This window comes from Prevotella sp. TF12-30 (assembly GCF_003436715.1).
GTDB lineage: Bacteria > Bacteroidota > Bacteroidia > Bacteroidales > Bacteroidaceae > Prevotella > Prevotella copri_A.
This window is the reverse complement of record NZ_QSQJ01000003.1, coordinates 158,953-176,231: the sequence shown is the minus strand read 5'-3', so window position 1 is coordinate 176,231 and position 17,279 is coordinate 158,953. Positions and strand designations below refer to the sequence as shown.

Below are 17,279 nucleotides of genomic sequence, written 5' to 3'. Positions count from 1 at the left end.
AAACGAAAAGGGTGCGCCATAGACTTATGACACACCCTCTTCTTTTTTTCCTACCCCATCTAACAAATAATCAGAAACATAAATAATATGCAAATAAAGTGGAAAATGTTTGGTGCTTTCAAGTTTTCTGCGTAACTTTGCAACCAGAAAATTGAATCATCAGCGGATATCCCAAAAAGATAACGCTCTTATATAATAAAGGAAAGGATATGAAGACAATGGGTTTTAGAAAATTTATAACGCTATCTTTATCGACGGTTTGCGCCCTATCACTCAGTTCATGCTTCAAGGATGAACCCCTCAATGCCGAATGCGACATCGAGCAGGCATACATCCACCCAGGAGGCTGGCTGAAGCTGTGGTTCACAAACGCATCGGATACGCTCGTCAACGTGCAGAGCGACCAGGACAAGATAGAATTCACCATGAAGCCATCCGCCAGTCTCAAGAAGCAGGCACCGATGTTCCGGCTCACTCCTGGAGCCACCATCCAGCCGGAAAGCGGAAGTGTACACGATTTCTCCAAAGGTCCTGTTACATACGTGGTTACATCGGAAGACAAGCAGTGGACCCGCACCTATCAGGTGAGCATCAAGAAGGGTCAGACCACCATGAGCAAGGAGTTTGAATTCGATTTCGAAAACACATACCTCAGCAAGGGATACTACAACTGGCAGGAAAACTGGAATGGTGACCTCCTCGACATCTGGGCAACCGGAAACCCTGGTTTCAAAATCAGCAACCCATCAGCAAAACCGGAGGAATATCCTACCGTGATGATAGAAAACGGCTATCAGGGCAAGGGCGTGAAGCTCACCACCCAGCGCACAAGCAAGCTCGCTGATATGGTACACAAGCCTATCGCTGCCGGCAACCTCTTCATCGGACAGTTTGATGCCACCGATGCCCTGCGTGATGCGATGAAGGCCACCAAGTTCGGTCGCCCATTCAGCTTCAGCGCCAAACCGGAGAAGCTGGAAGGCTGGTACAAGTATCAGGCTGGCGAGAAATTCACCGACAAGGATATGAACGAACTGAACCGACATGACTACGGAACCATCTACGCCGTGCTCTACGAGAACATCGACGAGAATGGAAATGCAGTAATGCTCTATGGCGATAACGTACAGAGCAGCAAGCAGATAGTGGCACTTGCACTGGTAGGCGAAGCCCGCGATGACAACGGAAAAGTTGCTATTGGAAACACACCGGAATGGCATCACTTCAGCGTAGATTTCGATTATCAATCCTACGGCAAGACCATCGACCCCGTGAAGCTGAAGAATGGCGGTTACAGTCTGGCCATCGTCTGCTCATCCAGTTCTGATGGTGCCAACTTCCTGGGAGCTGTAGGCAGCACCCTCTGGGTGGATAGTTTCAAACTGATTTGCAAATAAGAAGAAAAATGAAAAAGATAACAGTACTGGCACTCCTGCTGGCATGCAGCGCTGCTTCATGGGCAGGAGACAAGAATAGTGCCTGGAACAAATATCTCCACGGCTATGAGTATCAGGCACGCGTGGCGTATAACCTGGGCGGCACCGCCCCTATCGGCATGCCTGCCACCATCCGCACGCTTCACAGCTACACCCTTCGCCCTAACTTCAGTCTGGGCGTGGATGCCTATCACCCACTCTCCGGAAACTGGGGTTTCGTGGGAGGAATCCGCTTCGAGAACAAGAGCATGAAGACCGATGCGGGCGTTAAGAACTACTATATGAAGATAGTTCGTGGCGGCGAGGAGCTGCAGGGCATCTTTACGGGCGATGTAGTGACCAAGGTGGATATGAGTCTCATCACCGTTCCGATTCAGGCAACATACGATGTCTGCGATAATCTCCGCTTCAAGCTGGGTCCATACGTAAGCTATGTTACCTCGAAGAAGTTTGAGGGCTGGGCATACAACGGTTATCTCCGCCGCCAGGAGGAGGGTCATCCCAAGGGGGACCCTACGGGACAGAAGGTGATGCTGGGCGAAAAGGAAGGTGAACGAGGTGATTACGATTTCAGCGACGATATGCGCAACTGGCAGGTGGGCGTAGATTTCGGAATAGACTGGCGATTGAACAACCGTTGGGGCATCTGTGCTGATCTGAGCTGGGGTCTGAACGGCATCTTCAAGAAGGATTTCGAGACCATCGAGCAGACGATGTATCCTATCTACGGCAGCATCGGCATCACGTATCAGCTGAAGTAACAGATCATATTCTGCTGAAGCTATCTATATAATAATGTACGCGTACATTAATATGTATAGCCAAAGAGAGATAAAAAGATAAAAAACAACAATTATTCATTAACAAAAAAAGAGAAGAAAAATGAAAAAGTTTATTTATTTGATGGCCATGGTTTGCACCCTTGGCTTCTTCACTGCTTGTAGCAGCGATGATGACAATGACGAGAAGGGATTTGTACGCAACGAGAAGATTGAAGGCACCTGGAAGGTACAGGAGGCTGGTATGGATCCAACAACTTACCAGGCAACAGGTTCAATAGTATTAAACTGGGAAGGTTCTAACGATGCAGTTATCGAAATTCCAGGTCTCTTTGATGAGCCATATCCAGTAAAGGATGCCATCTCAATGGTTCCAATGCTGCTCAACAGCCAGCTCAGAAGCGTTCTGCAGGATGTAACCTTCAATGAGAAGGGTCAGATTTCTGCAACCTACAAGGAAGAGGCTGATGACAAGGACTGGAAGGTAGCTAACGATTACGCTACACAAAAGGTGGTTAACGAGAATATGATTACCTTGTTCCTGAACACAGCCAAGATTACAGAAGACATCGACGATGCTCAGGAGAAGGCTATGGTAGCCGGCATGTTGGATCAGTTTAAGACCGGTATTCCAGTACACGTATCTTATCCAGCAGCCAACAAGGTATATTTCTATGTTGACAAGGATTTCGTAGCTCCTATCATCGCCATGCTTTATGCTCAGGTTAACAAGATTCCTACTACAGGTATGGACAAGGATGATTTGGCAAAATTCCTGATTTTGAAGACTGTTGTAAACCAGCTTCCTACCATCATGGAAAAGACCACCAAGTTCGAGGCAGGTCTTGAGTTGATGAAGTAAAGCGGAAAAGGTTATAAGCTCCCGAAAGGCTGATAAATAATAAAATCCCCATTTATCCTTTGATGGATAGCTGGGGATTTTTTTTGCTTTTTATAAGTTATTCTTCTTGTTTCCAAAAGCTGGATGGGTTCTTTCTCATATCCCAAATATCTACGAAATGAACTTCATCCATCTTTTCGAGATAATAATAAATCAACTTAAAATTATTCATGAAATTAGCGCCTCGCAGCTGGTATGGAAAATCAGGAGCACCATTAAAAGGCGGCCTTCCTTCTGGAAAGACCTCCAAAAAACTCTTGATCTTGTCAATTTCCGTCATCCATCTACGAGCCGTTTTTCTACCATAAACCTCATAAGCTTCTTCAACATACTCATGAAGTTTCTGTTCGAAAAGAGGGTGAATAATTACTTTAGCCATGGGAAATCCTGATAAAGACGTTCTTTAAAATCATCGTATGGCTCCCACTTCGTTGGATCATCCGCAATGTTTTTACAATACTCAATGCTCTCCATCAAACTCTCCCAGGAGAAATGATTACCCAACTCCGGAATTTCATCTAAAACCTCTTTATGATTCTCGAAACCACTCATCGGCATAGGCACAGCATGCTCCATCACCGAAACACGATGAGTTGGCGTAGGCTCAGCTACCATATCCTCACCCTCATGCAAATCTATATGATATTTTTTTTCTTTCATAATAGTATGCTTTTAATTAACCCTGCAAATATATGAAGAAATATAATAATATGCAAGATTTTGAGGAATTATTTAATCATTCTTGAGGAATTTTCTATTTTCCGGGCATAAAAAAAGATTGCATCAGCGGAAATACTTCCAACCAATGCAATCTTCAGTTTTCTTTAATCTAGAGGCCAAACACTCTCCTATCGGGAAAATTCCGGAAGAAAAGAGCCTGGCGTCGGATTTACTTCACCTTAGCAACGATAGCCTTGAAAGCCTCTGGGTTGTTAACAGCGAGGTCAGCGAGAACCTTACGGTTGATCTCGATACCAGCCTTGTGAAGAGCACCCATCAACTGGCTGTAGCTCATACCATCGAGGCGAGCAGCAGCGTTGATACGCTGGATCCACAATGCGCGGAATGTGCGCTTCTTGTTACGACGATCGCGATAAGCGTAGGTAAGACCCTTCTCCCAAGTGTTCTTAGCTACTGTCCATACATTCTTGCGAGCTCCATAGTAACCCTTAGTGAGCTTCAAGATTTTTGTTCTCTTTGCTTTAGATGCAACGTGATTTACTGATCTTGGCATAATTTTTTTTCTTTAAAAGTTCGACTAAAAAGTTAATAATTAACGAAGGCAGAGCAAGTCGCGAACCTGCTTCAAGTTTGAACGGTCTACGAGAGTCTCGCCGAGGAGATTTCTCTTCTGCTTCTTTGTCTTCTTAGTCAAGATGTGACTGTGAAAAGCGTGATGACGCTTAATCTTACCTGTACCGGTGAAACGGAATCTCTTCTTTGCGCCGGAATTAGTCTTTACTTTTGGCATTTTTACTTTTAATTTTAAATTGTTATTTATTATAGCGATGGCAACGCATATACCAGGGCGTTACGCATCTTTTTTTTCTTAATCCTCTGTTCCTTCTGCGAGCTTCTTCAGGGCATCGCCGCCTTTGGCATTGGCGAGCAAGCCATTCTTCTCGGCATTGGCAGCGCGCTCTGCATCAGCAGCAGCCTTAGCTTCAGCCTCTCGCTTCTCACGGTCCATCTTCTGCTGGCTCTTCTTAGCTGTACCAGCCTTCTTAGGACTCATGTAGAGGAACATCTTCTTTCCCTCGAGCTTTGGCATCTGCTCTACCTTACCGCATTCCTCCAAATCATTGGCGAAACGGAGAAGGAGAACCTCACCCTGCTCCTTGAAGAGAATAGAACGACCACGGAAGAACACGTAGGCACGTACCTTGTTACCCTCGTTGAGGAACTCTTTAGCGTGCTTGAGCTTGAACTGATAGTCGTGCTCATCGGTCTGAGGTCCGAAACGGATCTCCTTGGTCTCCACCTTCACCTGCTTCTGCTTCATTTCCTTAGCATGTTTCTTCTGCTGGTAAAGGAACTTAGAATAGTCAACAATACGGCAAACTGGTGGTTGGGCATTAGGAGATATCTCGACCAAGTCAAGCTCTTGCTGACGTGCCAAGTCCAACGCTTTACGTGTAGGCATCACTTCAGCTCCGCCTTCACTTACTACTCTCACTTCACGTACGCGTATCTGTTCGTTTACGCGGTACTGATTTTTCATTTTGTCATTTTTCATTAACTATTCGATATATTCAACGTTTTTTGATTAAACGGCTGCAAAGTTACGCATTTTCCGCGAAACCACCAAATTTTCAGCGGGTTATTTTAAAAAAATCCGCAGATTTCCAAAGAAACCTGCGGATTTATATCTTATTTTTACTCTTCAGCTGCCTTCAGCTGCTCTGCAACCTCGGCGTTGATGCGCTGAGCAAACTCTTCCATGCTCATGGTAGCCTGCTCGCCACCACCCTGCTTACGCATGGAAACGAGGCCCTCGGCACTCTCCTTCTCACCTACGATAACCATGTAAGGCACACGCTTCAACTCGTTGTCGCGAATCTTGCGGCCAATCTTCTCGTTACGGTCATCAACCAAGGCACGAACACCCTGCTTGTCGAAGTACTGACGTACCTTCTGAGCATAGTCGTTGAACTTCTCAGAGATAGGAAGAATAGCAACCTGGTCTGGAGTCAACCACAATGGGAAGTGACCGGCTGTGTGCTCGATGAGAACGGCTGTGAATCGCTCCAATGAACCGAATGGTGCACGGTGAATCATCACAGGAGTCTTCTTTGAGTTATCCTCGGCTGTATATTCCAGCTTGAAGCGCTCAGGCAAGTTGTAATCCACCTGGATGGTACCCAACTGCCAGCGACGGCCGATGGCATCCTTTACCATGAAGTCGAGCTTAGGACCATAGAAGGCAGCCTCGCCAATCTCTTCACGAGTCTCAAGACCCTTCTCCTTGCAAGCCTCGCGGATAGCGTTCTCACTCTCTTCCCAAATCTCATCAGAACCGATATACTTCTCTGTATCCTTAGGATCGCGGAGAGAAATCTGTGCCTCGTAGTTCTCGAAACCGAAAATCTTGAATACCTTCAGAATCACGTCGATTACGTTCTCGAACTCAGACTTCACCTGATCTGAACGAACGAAGATATGAGCATCATCCTGAGTAAATGTACGAACACGAGTCAAACCGTGGAGCTCACCGCTCTTCTCATAACGGAACACGGTACCGAACTCGGCGATACGCAAAGGAAGATCCTTGTAAGAACGAGGCTTACGAGCGTAGACCTCGCAGTGGTGAGGACAGTTCATTGGCTTGAGCATATACTCCTCATCCTCCTCCGGAGTCTGGATAGGCTGGAATGCATCCTTGCCATAGTGAGCATAGTGACCAGATGTTACATAGAGACTCTTGCCGCCGATACCAGGACAGATAACCTCCTGATAGTTATAAGGCTTCAGGAGCGAACGGAGCAACTCCTGCAAGCGGAGGCGGAGCTGAGTGCCCTTTGGCAACCAGATAGGAAGACCCTTACCTACACGCTCAGAGAACATGAAGAGTTCCATCTCCTTACCGATCTTACGGTGGTCGCGCTTCTTAGCCTCCTCGAGAACAACCAGGTACTCATCGAGCATCTTCTTCTTAGGGAAGCTGATACCGTAGATACGGGTCATCTGCTCGCGCTTGGCATCACCGCGCCAGAAAGCACCAGCCACACTTGTAATCTTCACAGCCTTGATAAGACCAGTGTTCAGCAAGTGAGGACCACGGCAAAGGTCGGTGAAATTGCCCTGGGTATATGTGGTGATGGTACCATCCTCCAAGTCCTGCTCAATATGCTCGCACTTGTAGGTCTGACCGTCGGCCTTGAACTCAGCGAGCGCATCAGCCTTAGCAATCTCCTTGCGAACCACAGGCTCGTTCTTCTTGGCGAGCTCCATCATCTTAGCCTCGATCTTAGCGAAATCATTCTCTGAGATCACCTGACCCTCAGCAGGCATCACGTCGTAGAAGAAACCGCTCTCTACAGCTGGACCGAAACCAAACTGGATGCCTGGATAAAGCTCCTGAAGAGCCTCTGCGAGCAAGTGGGCTGAAGTATGCCAGAAGGTATGCTTGCCCTGCTCATCCTCAAACTTGTAAAGTTCTACACTTGCGTCCTCATTGATAGGGCGATCCAACTCTACTGTCTCACCATTGACACCGCAAGATACAACGTTGCGAGCGAGAGCCGGTGAGATGCTCTCGGCGATTTGTAAGCCAGTAACGCCCTGCTCGTACTCACGAACAGATCCGTCTGGGAATGTGATTTTTACCATAACAACTTAGTATTTTTATTAAATCGTGTGCAAAAGTACTATTTCTTTTTGTAACAAGCGAATAAAAATGCATTTATTTTGCTAAACTTTGCTAATACCTATTTATATTTTGCTAATACCTATTTTATATAAGGGGATTTTCGGGGCGAAAACGGTGACATATTGAAGTCTTCATCGGCTTTCCGAGCGATAATCCATAACACTTTGCAAAAAGAAGGTGCTTTTTTAGCCGATAAGTTTTGGAAAAACAAATATTTTCTGTATCTTTGCAGCCAATAAAGTGACAAAATGTAAAGAAACAAAAAAAATGGCAACACCAAAGATTCTCATCATTTACACGGGAGGTACCATCGGCATGGGAAAAGACCCGGTGACAGGCGTGCTGGAACCGCTCGACTTCAACCATCTCGTCTCATCCATGCCCGAGTTCAAACTCATCCAGGCAGAAATCGACGTGCGAAAATTCGATCCACCTATCGACTCAAGCGACATGGATCCGATGAGATGGGCAGAAATCGTGAGCATGATAGCCAACAACTATAATGACTACGACGGATTCGTGATCCTGCACGGCACGGATACGATGGCATACACCTCATCGGCTCTGAGCTTCATGCTTGAGAACCTGACCAAACCGGTGATCCTGACCGGTAGCCAGCTGCCTATCGGCGAACTGCGTACCGACGGCAAGGAGAATCTGATGACTGCCATCGAGATAGCATCGGCAAAGGACGAGAACGGCAGACCGATGGTGCCGGAGGTATGCATCTTCTTCAACGGCAAGCTGATCAGAGGCAACCGCGCCATCAAGATCAATGCCGAGGGATTCCACGCCTTCGAATCGTTCAACCATCCGCACCTCTGCGATGTGGGCATCAATTTCCAGTATCACAAGCACCACATCCTCACTCCGGATTACGACAAGCCGATGATACCCCATCTGAGACTCGACCCGAACGTGATCGTGTTCAGTCTCTTCCCGGGCATCCAGGACAACATCGTGCGCCACGTGCTGGAATCGCCGGATCTGCGAGGCATCGTGATGCGTACCTTCGGTTCGGGAAACGCCCCTCATTCTCCATGGATCATACGACTGCTGGACGAAGCTGCCCACCGAGGCGTGAACATCGTGAACATCAGCCAGTGCCTGACAGGTAGCGTAGAGATGGAGAGATACGGCGCCGGATTCCAGTTGAAGACTGCTCACGTAATCAGCGGCCACGACTCTACGGTAGAGGCGATGGTAACGAAGATGATGTATCTGCAAGGCAGATTTGATGACAACCGCAAGGTAAGGGAGATGTTGAAGCAATCGCTTGCAGGCGAGTTTACGGTATAAGATATGTAAAATTTTATTCTTTTACTTAGGAGCACTTACCTCTACGGAAGATAGGTGCTCTTTTTCAATCAGTTACGAGAAAAACGCATATTTTTGCAGTAAATATTCAGTTTTAATTAAAAAAGTTTAATTTAGAGAAGTTTTTGGGGCAAAAAATATCTCCGTACCGATATTTTTCTTATCTTTGTAGTGTGAAAAGTTGCTATTGGGAGCAAGAAAGCAAAATTTGTTGCAATCGATTGCACTTCCCCAGTCGTAAGAAACAGAAATAAAATACGGCTATAAACATAAAGATAAGGAAAGATGAAATGACTATGAATGGGCAGCAATGCCCACGATAATCTATCTCATTCGATCAATCAAATAATAAGTTTAATAAATCAACAAAAAACCTTTTAAATTATGCAGAGTAAAGCAAAAAAGTACGGTGAGTATGTAGAGATTACAGCTCCTGTAGAAAGAACAACATCAGAAGAGTATCCAACTTTATTGGGCGGAGAAATCTGGTACAACTAGAATTCAAGCAAAAAAGTATTATCGGAAAGCCAAACTCCAGGAAATCTCCCGGAAAAGCTAGAATCCAATAATAGAAAAGAAACAAGAATTTTGGTTCAATCAATCATCTGGTACAGCTATTTTGGCAAGCATGTACATCAAGAATCCGTTAAGAGTGAAATCAAGGAAGCGCCAAGATCTATCCCTCGCAGGTTTGTTATCTCGCAGCTAGATAAGTTTCTACGATTTCTAAACCTCAACTCTTAACAAAACAATATAGGCTCAATCCTCGACTGAAGAATCGGAGATTGAGCCTTTATCGTATCTATATCCGTGGGATTAGTGCTTGCCGCAGCAGCCACCCTCTCCGTGATGATGCTCGTGCTTGATGCCGCCCTCTACAGCCTGATGCTGGTCGCGGAGCAGATCGTTCACGGTCTTCACTGGGTTGAAGGTGCCGAGAGGAACCTCTACGAATACGGTGTTCCAGTCGCTCATTGCACCATTCCAGAGACCTGGCAACTCCAAGGCCTTGAGATCCTTACCGTTCTTGCTCTTGCTTGAGATGAAACCGGTAGATGGATCTACGAACTTAGGAAGATCGAAGGCATTGCCCTGGTAATCCTTGGTAGCGCAGACGAGATCTACTGGGTTGAAGTGAGTACCCTCGGTAAACATCTTCATATACTCCTCGTTGTTCTTGTCAATCTGTGAGCTCTCCAGAATCTGAAGACTTACAGTGCCATCCTGGTTATAGGTAAGGAATGGACCACCACCAGGCTCGCCTACGTTCTTAACGACACCGCAGACACGCATAGGACGGTTCAACTTCTTGCGCAGATAGATAACCAGTTCGGCATCCTCCAGCTCCTTGATATCAGCCTTGCGGCAGCAGAGGTCGCGCTGAACGAAGCGGATAATCTCCTCCAGCTTCTCGTGGTTGTACTGTCCGGAATCCAATACCTTCAAGTAATCGAATGCCTGCTTCTGCAAAGTAACCAATACACCTGCAATCACCTGCTTCCAGGTAACAGTCTCAGCCTTCAGACGATCAGGAACCACGTTGTCGATATTCTTGATGAATACTACATCAGCATCAATCTCATTGAGGTTTTCGATGAGAGCGCCATGACCGCCTGGACGGAACAGCAATGATCCATCCTCGTTGCGGAATGGAGTATTATCCGGATTGGCAGCGATGGTATCTGTGCTAGGCTTCTGCTCTGAGAAAGAGATGTTGTACTTGATGCCGTAGCGCTGTGCATACTTATCTGCCTTCTCAGCTACCATTTGCTTGAAGAGTTCCAGGTGGTCGTGAGAAACGGTGAAATGAACGTTTGCCTCGCCGTTGCTGCTTGCATAGAGCGCAGCCTCTACCAGGTGCTCCTCCATCGGAGTGCGAACCTCATCCTCATACTCGTGGAACTGGAGCAATCCCTTAGGCAACTGACCATAGTTCAATCCCTCTGGCTTGAGGAGATTAGCCACGACAGCCTTGTAATCGCCCTTCTTGATGAGGCACATGATGCCCTTCTCGTTGTTTACATGACACTTATCGCAGAGTGCCTTGCGGAAAGCAAACTTCTTGATATTCTCGAAGAATTGTTTTTCAAAGTCAGTAGTAGGAACATCGTATGGAGCATCCAGGAACGCAAACATATTCTTGAACATACGGCTAGCCGCACCAGAAGCAGGTACGAACTTCACAATCTTGTGACCCTCAGCCTTGTAGTCATTCCACGCTTTCTCGTAGTCCTCTACTTCCTGAGCTGTAGGAGCCATGATACCCTTACCGATGGCAGCCGCACCCTCGAGCTTGAGGAATGGGAAGCCATTCTTGATTTGTTCCAACTGGTGTTCAATCTGCTGCTCGGAAATGCCGCGAGCAGCGATTTGGTTTAGATCTTGCTGATTCATAATACCATATTTATGTTAAATTTACACTATATGTGCTACAAAGATAATAGTTTTTTCTGATAATCAGAAATATTTCCGCTTTTTTTTGTACCTTTGCATTGAAAATTTAACGAAGTACGCGTTTTTTAACGCTGAAACGCCATTGTTTGTCAAATTTAAAATGGAATATTGCGACATGGTTAGTAAATTATCAAAGGAGCACGACCGAAGGTCGGGGCTATCACATTACCTCTATGGGGTATCTAACTTGTTCATCAGCGGAACCGGTATAGGCGGATTATCTCCTATGATTACCGGAGACGAGATGGGAGTATTTAATTACGTCTGCATCATTGCAGGCTCATTGAGCGCTATAAGCTTTGCATTATTTGCGAACAATGTAATGAAGTATAACGATTAAAAACATTATATTATGGAAGGATTTGCTTTAGTAATGTGTATAGGAGCTGTTATTGGTATGAGCTTAGCCATTTGGAGCTACACCAAATCTGGCAGAAAGTGGATAGACAATTTATAATCCAAAACTATCGAAATGATGGATGGATTAATGTTTATTTTTTCGCTGGGGCTAATTATCAGCAGCAGCTTCGCCATTTGGCTCAACACAAAGTCTGGCCAGAAGTGGATTGATAATTTATAATATAAGTTATGGAACTAATAACATTATTCATGTTTATCATGACAGTTATAGGTGCTAGCTTCGCCATCTGGCTCAACACCAAGTCTGGCCAGAAATGGATAGACGAGTTATAACAACTCAATAATATATAATCAACGGGAGGGAACGACAATGAACGAAACACCTTTTAAATTCACATCCGAAGAAAAGGAACAGACACTCCAAATTCTGGAGCGCCTGAGAACCGCCGTGGGCGACACATTCAAGCCAGGCGATGAGCAGCATCTGCGTGAAGACATACAACATGCCTTCATCAACCACCAGATCAAGCGCAACGTCTTCGGCATGAACCCTATACTCGCAGCCCTGCAGACAGCAGAAATCGCAGTGAACGAAATCGGTCTGAAAAGAGACGGCATCATCGCCATCCTGATGCAGACCAGCGTCATCGACGGCTATCAGACCATCGAAGACATACAGCAGAAATACGGCGACAGCGTGGCGCATATCATCAGCGGACTTCTCCGCATTCACGATCTCTACAAGCGCAACCCGATCATCGAGAGCGAGAACTTCCGCAACCTGCTCATCTCCTTCTCAGAAGACATGCGCGTGATTCTCATCATGATAGCCGACCGAGTGAACGTGATGCGACAGATACGTGATACCGAACAGAAGGAGGCAAAGCACGAGGTGAGCGAGGAAGCCAGCTATCTCTATGCCCCACTCGCCCACAAGCTGGGTCTCTACAAGCTGAAAAGCGAACTGGAAGACCTGAGCCTGAAGTATCTGGAGCACGATGCCTACTATATGATCAAGGAGAAGCTGAACGCCACCAAGGCTTCGCGCGATGCCTATATCGCCCGATTCATCCAGCCTATCAAGGAGAAACTCGATGCTGCCGGACTGAAATATCACATGAAGGGACGCACCAAGAGCATCCACTCCATCTGGCAGAAGATGAAGAAGCAGAAGTGCGCCTTCGAAGGTGTATATGACCTTTTCGCCATCCGAATCATCATCGACGCACCAAGAGAGAAGGAATACATGCTGTGCTGGCAGACCTTCGCCCTGATTACAGATATGTATCAGCCGAACCCAAAGCGTATGCGCGACTGGCTCAGCGTGCCTAAGAGCAACGGATATGAGAGTCTGCACACCACCGTACTGGGACCGGAGAAGAAATGGGTAGAAGTCCAGATCAGAACCGAGAGAATGGACGATATCGCCGAGCACGGTCTGGCTGCTCACTGGCGCTACAAGGGCATCAAGCAGGGAGAAGGAGGCATAGACGAATGGCTTGCCAACATCCGTGCCGCTCTGGAAAACAACGACGACCTGCAGCTGATGGACCAGTTTACAACCGACCTGAAGGAAGACGAGGTTTATGTGTTCACCCCTAAGGGCGACCTGCTGAACTTCCCGAAAGGTGCCACGGTGCTCGACTTCGCCTACTACATCCACTCTCGCATCGGCAACACCTGCGTGGGCGGAAAGATCAACGGCAAGGCGGTAACCTTCCGACAGGAACTGCACTCGGGCGACCAGGTGGAAATCCTCACCCAGAGCAACCAGAAGCCTAGAAGAGAATGGCTCAACATCGTGCAGACTTCCAAGGCAAAGGCCAAGATCCGACTCGCCCTGAAGGAAACGCAGAAGAAGGACGGACTCTATGCCAAGGAACTGCTGGAGCGCCGATTCAAGAACCGCAAGATTGAGATTGATGAAAGCACCATGGCGCGCATCATCAAGAAGATGGGATACAAGGAGAACTCTGATTTCTACAAGGATGTGGCGGAAGAGAAACTCGACGTAAACACCGTGGTGGAGAAATACATCGAAGAGCGTGACCACGACCTCAACCTCAGCAACACCAACAAGCCTGCCGAGAGTGCCGAGAACTTCGAGTTCGAGAACCCTACCGAGGAACTGCTGAAGCAGAGCGACGACGTACTGGTAATAGATGAGCACCTGAAGGGCATCGACTTCGAGCTCTCCCACTGCTGCCACCCTATCTACGGCGACCCTATCTTCGGATTCGTAACCATCAGCAAGGGCATCAAGATTCACCGCATCGACTGTCCAAATGCCAAGGAGCTGCGCCGCCGCTTCGGTTACCGCATCGTGAAGGCGAAATGGAGCGGAAAGGGTACATCGAAGTATGCCATCACCCTGAGAATCATCGGAAACGATGATATCGGCATCGTGAGCAACATCACCAACATCATCTCGAAAGAGGATAAGCTCGTGATGAGAGGCATCAACATCTCATCCAAGGACGGCCTGTTCTCGGGCAATGTAACCGTGATGATCGATGATGCCGGCAAGACGGATGCACTCATCAAGAAACTGAGTGCCGTAAAGGGCGTAAAGCAGGTTACGAGAATATAAATTGGTTTAAAGAAAATATAAAACCAACCGTATTGGAAAGCATAAAAATCAATGTTACAAAAAAATCCCGCAGAATTTTGCTCTGCGGGATTTTTTTATTATTATTTCATCTTGTTCAAGCACTTATTTCGTCTTATTCAATCGCTTGATTACCGAGTAGGCATCATACAAGCCCAGCTCTCCAGCCTTCGAGAGATCCTGGATACCAGCCTGCTGGTTGCCACTCTTGGCACGTGCGATACCTCTATTATAATACGCCTCAGCCAGACGGTTGTCTATCTTCAGCGCAATGGTATAATCATCTATCGCCTTGGAAAGCTCGTTTCTTACGGCATGCAGATTACCCCTGTTATAATAGATGTAGGCATTGCTGCTGTTCATGCGGATGGCATCGCTGAAATCAGCCTCGGCAGAATGGATATTCACCACTCCCTTGCCCTGAGCCTTGTTGAACTCATCCATCTCAGCCTGGCAGACGGCACGCTGCCAGTAAGCCAGCGCATTCTTATCATCCAGCGAGAGATAATAGGTGAAATCACTGATGGCAGCCTCGAAATCGCGCAATACACTATGAGCGATGGCACGACGCATCAATATCGCCTTCTTCTGCTCTATATCCTTCGCCACACTCAGTTCTGCCGAAAGCTTATCGATGAGAGAGAAGATCTTCATAGAACTGTTCTCATCCAACTGCTCCTTGGAGCATACGATATAAACCTTGTCCTTCATCTTCTGGTTCAGCGCCTCCACATCCTTGTCGAAAGCCTGTACCCCACTCACATTCTGAGTGTTAGGGAAGTAAGAAAGCTGGAACATCGGCAGATAGGCAGTCTCTACCTGGCGGTTCTGGATTCTTCCACGATACTCGCTCTTGTAGTTATGCTCATACTTCGGCTCATCATCCACCACAATGGAAGCGAACTTGTTTGGGTCTATCTCCGAACGCTTGCGCATCTCCTTCTTGGTCTTCGCACTCCAGCGAGGCTGGATACCGAGATGCTTGTTCATCTGTGCCTTGAAGATACGGAACTCATCCAGCTCAGCCTTCGCCGTCATACCCAGTCGGCGATAGCAATGAGCACGGGCGGAAAGACCCGTCCAGAAATTAGGAAACTGATTGATTACCGTAGTATAATCGCGGATAGCCGCCTTCAGGTTTCCCGTCTTGTCATGCAAAAGCGCACGGTTGAATATCGCCATGAAATTCTTCGGCTCCATCTTGATGACGAAGTCGAAATCGGTGATGGCACGGTTGTCATCACCCAACTGCACACGCATCAATCCACGGTTGTAGTGAGCGAGGAAGTTGTGCGGATCCAGGTCGATAGCGGCATCATAGTCGCTCATCGCACCTCGTAAATTGTTGATGTTGATACGAGCCAATGCCCGGTTGATGTAACTGTTTACATTGTTCGGCTTGAAGTGAAGCGACTTGGTGAGCGCCTCATCAGCCACCTTCCATTCCTTCCGGGCAAGCGCCATGTAGGCACGTGTAATCCAGGCATCACCATCGTATGGATTCAGCTTCAGGCTCTGGTCGAGCCATTTCTCAGCCTGCACCGTATCCTTCTGATGCAGATACACCTCAGCCTTCAGGGAGTAGGCATTCGAATAATCCTTCCACTTGGTGATGACCGTATCAAGTTCCAGCTGTGCCTTGTCGTAGTTCTTCGCCTCCATCTGGCAGAGCGCACGGTTGAACCAGTAGTTGCGGTTGCGAGGTTCCAGTCGGATGGCAGAATTATAGTCGGCAATGGCATCATCATAACGCTGCTGACGGATGCGGCAGATGGCACGCAAGTCGTAGATATCGTTGATATACGGATTGAGGTTAATCGCCTCGGAGGCATCACTCTCGGCACCCATATAGTCATCGAGATTAAACTTGGCCACACTGCGGTAATACCAAGGCTCATAGAGATAAGGCTTGGCACCGATGGCTAGATTAAAATACTTGATAGAAAGAACGAAGTCCTCGTAGAAGAGCGCACTTCTTCCCGCCGTAACGAGGCGGTCAACTCTATATTGCGCCGATGCTGACAAAGTAGCCAGCACCAGCACAAAAGTGAAAATAAACTTTTTCATCGACGAATCTTGGTACGATAGCTGCAGCGGAACTTACCCTTGATTATGTTCTTGAGCTTGCCAGCTATCATGTTCTTACGGAGAGGAGATACGCGATCAACGAACATCGTGCCCTCCAGGTGATCGAACTCATGCTGCATCACGCGAGCCAAGTAGCCGCTCACCCACTCATCATGCTCCTGAAACTGCTCATCCATATACTTCACATGGATGCGGGTAGGACGAACCACCTTCTCATTGATGCCAGGAATAGAGAGACATCCCTCATCAGAAGAATCCTTCTCAGCCTCCTCATCATACTCCAGGATATGAGGATTGATGAAGGCATGACGGAATCCCTTATACTCAGGGAGATCATCGCTGAGCACATCGAGATCAATGACTACCAGGCGGATAGCCAAGCCAATCTGAGGCGCAGCCAGACCGATGCCATTGCTCGAATCGAGAGTCTCGTACATATTATTGATTAATTCCTTCAACTCAGGATAATCAGGGGTGATATCTTCAGCCACTTTTCTCAATACAGGCTGACCATAAATATAAATTGGTAAAATCATCTTCTTGATTGCATAAAGTCTTGTAATATGATGGTAGCGCTTATCTCATCTACCAATCCCTTGTTTTCTCTTCTCGTCTTCTTCTTCACGCCGCCGTCTATCATGGCACGATGCGCCAAAACCGACGTAAAGCGCTCATCGTAGTACTCGATAGGCACCTCGGGATGAGCCTTGCGCCAGCGGTTGAAGAAATTCTCCACACGCGCCAGGTTCTCGCTAGGCTGCCCATTGGGCTGGGTAGGCTTACCGATGACGATGCGCTCCACCTGCTCCTTCTGGATATAGGCTTCGCAGAATTCGAAAAGTTCGGGCGTAGCAACAGTTGCCAACCCATTAGCAATGATCTGCAATGGGTCGGTAACTGCCAGTCCGGTACGTTTCTTACCGTAGTCTATAGATAAAATTCGCATTCAGTTACGAAATTTCTAATC

At 47.3% G+C, this 17,279-nt stretch carries 15 protein-coding genes; 5 read left to right on the top strand and 10 right to left on the bottom strand.

All coding sequences use genetic code 11. The annotated features are described in order from the left end of the window. The first annotated feature begins 209 nt into the window (after positions 1-209). The 3 genes from DXD25_RS02635 to DXD25_RS02625 all read left to right on the top strand — a co-directional run bounded on the left by DXD25_RS02635 (position 210) and on the right by DXD25_RS02625 (position 3,077). Positions 210-1,397: a PCMD domain-containing protein gene (locus tag DXD25_RS02635; RefSeq protein ID WP_233522169.1), complete on the top strand. Its 1,188-nt coding sequence runs from the start codon at positions 210-212 to the stop codon at positions 1,395-1,397. 8 nt (positions 1,398-1,405) lie between these two features. Next, positions 1,406-2,197 carry a porin family protein gene (locus tag DXD25_RS02630; RefSeq protein WP_117661656.1) on the top strand — a complete coding sequence of 264 codons (792 nt, stop codon included), beginning with the start codon at positions 1,406-1,408 and terminating at the stop codon, positions 2,195-2,197. A gap of 121 nt (positions 2,198-2,318) precedes the next feature. Beyond that, positions 2,319-3,077 carry a hypothetical protein gene (locus DXD25_RS02625; protein ID WP_147327826.1) on the top strand — a complete coding sequence of 253 codons (759 nt, stop codon included), beginning with the start codon at positions 2,319-2,321 and terminating at the stop codon, positions 3,075-3,077. Between the two features lie 97 nt (positions 3,078-3,174). Here DXD25_RS02625 and DXD25_RS02620 read toward each other — a convergent pair whose 3' ends face one another. The 6 genes from DXD25_RS02620 to thrS form a co-directional block, all read right to left on the bottom strand. Beyond that, positions 3,175-3,495, bottom strand: a complete 321-nt coding sequence (locus DXD25_RS02620; protein ID WP_147327825.1) for a type II toxin-antitoxin system RelE/ParE family toxin — start codon at positions 3,493-3,495, stop codon at positions 3,175-3,177. Continuing rightward, positions 3,483-3,776, bottom strand: coding sequence for a hypothetical protein (locus DXD25_RS02615; RefSeq protein WP_117661653.1), 294 nt, complete (start codon positions 3,774-3,776; stop codon positions 3,483-3,485). Before DXD25_RS02615 ends, DXD25_RS02620 begins: the two co-directional genes overlap by 13 nt. 229 nt (positions 3,777-4,005) lie before the next feature. After that, positions 4,006-4,350, bottom strand: coding sequence for a 50S ribosomal protein L20 (gene rplT, locus DXD25_RS02610; protein ID WP_089544559.1), 345 nt, complete (start codon positions 4,348-4,350; stop codon positions 4,006-4,008). 39 nt (positions 4,351-4,389) lie between these two features. After that, positions 4,390-4,587, bottom strand: coding sequence for a 50S ribosomal protein L35 (rpmI, locus tag DXD25_RS02605; protein ID WP_006846865.1), 198 nt, complete (start codon positions 4,585-4,587; stop codon positions 4,390-4,392). A gap of 78 nt (positions 4,588-4,665) precedes the next feature. Beyond that, complete coding sequence (gene infC / locus DXD25_RS02600; protein WP_117661652.1) at positions 4,666-5,352, bottom strand: translation initiation factor IF-3; 687 nt, start codon at positions 5,350-5,352, stop codon at positions 4,666-4,668. Positions 5,353-5,492: 140 nt separating this feature from the next. Next, the gene (gene thrS / locus DXD25_RS02595; RefSeq protein WP_117661651.1) at positions 5,493-7,445 is read right to left on the bottom strand and encodes a threonine--tRNA ligase; all 1,953 of its coding nucleotides are present in this window, start codon (positions 7,443-7,445) and stop codon (positions 5,493-5,495) included. Between the two features lie 307 nt (positions 7,446-7,752). Here thrS and DXD25_RS02590 point away from each other — a divergent pair, with 307 nt between their 5' ends. After that, the gene (locus tag DXD25_RS02590) at positions 7,753-8,784 is read left to right on the top strand and encodes an asparaginase (protein WP_117661650.1); all 1,032 of its coding nucleotides are present in this window, start codon (positions 7,753-7,755) and stop codon (positions 8,782-8,784) included. A gap of 834 nt (positions 8,785-9,618) precedes the next feature. Here DXD25_RS02590 and DXD25_RS02585 read toward each other — a convergent pair. Beyond that, positions 9,619-11,196: a DUF4301 family protein gene (locus DXD25_RS02585; RefSeq protein WP_089544563.1), complete on the bottom strand. Its 1,578-nt coding sequence runs from the start codon at positions 11,194-11,196 to the stop codon at positions 9,619-9,621. Positions 11,197-11,986: 790 nt separating this feature from the next. On the opposite strand from DXD25_RS02585, the gene DXD25_RS02575 reads away from it, so the two are divergent. Continuing rightward, positions 11,987-14,206, top strand: coding sequence for a bifunctional (p)ppGpp synthetase/guanosine-3',5'-bis(diphosphate) 3'-pyrophosphohydrolase (locus tag DXD25_RS02575; protein WP_117661648.1), 2,220 nt, complete (start codon positions 11,987-11,989; stop codon positions 14,204-14,206). A 123-nt stretch (positions 14,207-14,329) separates the two neighbouring features. On the opposite strand, the gene DXD25_RS02570 is transcribed toward DXD25_RS02575, so the two are convergent. The 3 genes from DXD25_RS02570 to ruvX are packed head-to-tail and all read right to left on the bottom strand — an operon-like array spanning position 14,330 to position 17,258. Beyond that, a complete protein-coding gene (locus DXD25_RS02570; RefSeq protein WP_117661647.1) occupies positions 14,330-16,291 on the bottom strand; it encodes a tetratricopeptide repeat protein in 1,962 nt (653 codons plus the stop codon). After that, positions 16,288-16,848 (bottom strand): peptide deformylase, encoded by a 561-nt coding sequence (def, locus tag DXD25_RS02565; protein WP_089544566.1) that lies wholly within the window; start codon positions 16,846-16,848, stop codon positions 16,288-16,290. Before def ends, DXD25_RS02570 begins: the two co-directional genes overlap by 4 nt. Further along, positions 16,845-17,258 (bottom strand): Holliday junction resolvase RuvX, encoded by a 414-nt coding sequence (ruvX, locus tag DXD25_RS02560; RefSeq protein ID WP_117661646.1) that lies wholly within the window; start codon positions 17,256-17,258, stop codon positions 16,845-16,847. The genes def and ruvX overlap by 4 nt, the downstream gene beginning before the upstream one ends. Positions 17,259-17,279 lie beyond the last annotated feature (21 nt).